At 58.3% G+C, this 544-nt stretch carries 2 pseudogenes; both read right to left on the reverse strand.

From position 1 onward, the window contains the following. Nucleotides 1–137: pseudogene (locus BK660_RS31010) on the reverse strand (alginate O-acetyltransferase AlgF); the annotation flags it as partial. 215 nt (nt 138–352) lie between these two features. Further along, nucleotides 353–544, reverse strand: a pseudogene (locus BK660_RS31015) (alginate O-acetyltransferase AlgX-related protein); the annotation flags it as partial.

The following is a 544-nucleotide window of genomic DNA, read 5'->3' on the forward strand; positions in this document are numbered from 1 at the left end:
AAGGTCGAGCCTTTCGGTGCGGTCGGGCCGTACAGTGCGGCGTCGCCACCGGCGAAGGCAGGCACGGAAAGCACGCTGAGGCCAGCAACCAGAGCGAAGCTTTTAGCGAGACGACGAGGAGTAGTAGTGAAAGTCATGGTGTACCTCTCTTTCAGTTTTGCGCCCGATCGGGCGTCTCGGAGTTAGTGTTGATTGCTACGTTTTGTTGGCCGGACTGGGTAGAAGCTGCTGCGCTCGACAATCCAGCGTTAAAAACAGGCTCGGACTGCTCATTTACAGCTCGTAAACTCCGCGTCCTCGCCTGTTTTTGCCTTGTCTTGTCTTCGCTCGCGACGCTTCTACCCTGCCCGGAGCGTGCGCCGGCTTGTTTAAGCTCTGCGACCCACTGCGGGTCGGCGTCGCCGATTTCGTTGTTCACAGGCAGATATCGTTCAGGAAACTCCCAGATCAGCACCTGTGGCGGGCTGTTCTTGAAGTCATCGCTTTTCAGGTAGCTGAGCATCGGCAGGATCGGGCCGTGGCCGTCTTCGGCGTAGCTCACCAC

Source organism: Pseudomonas brassicacearum (assembly GCF_003732265.1).
Classification (GTDB): domain Bacteria; phylum Pseudomonadota; class Gammaproteobacteria; order Pseudomonadales; family Pseudomonadaceae; genus Aquipseudomonas; species Aquipseudomonas brassicacearum_D.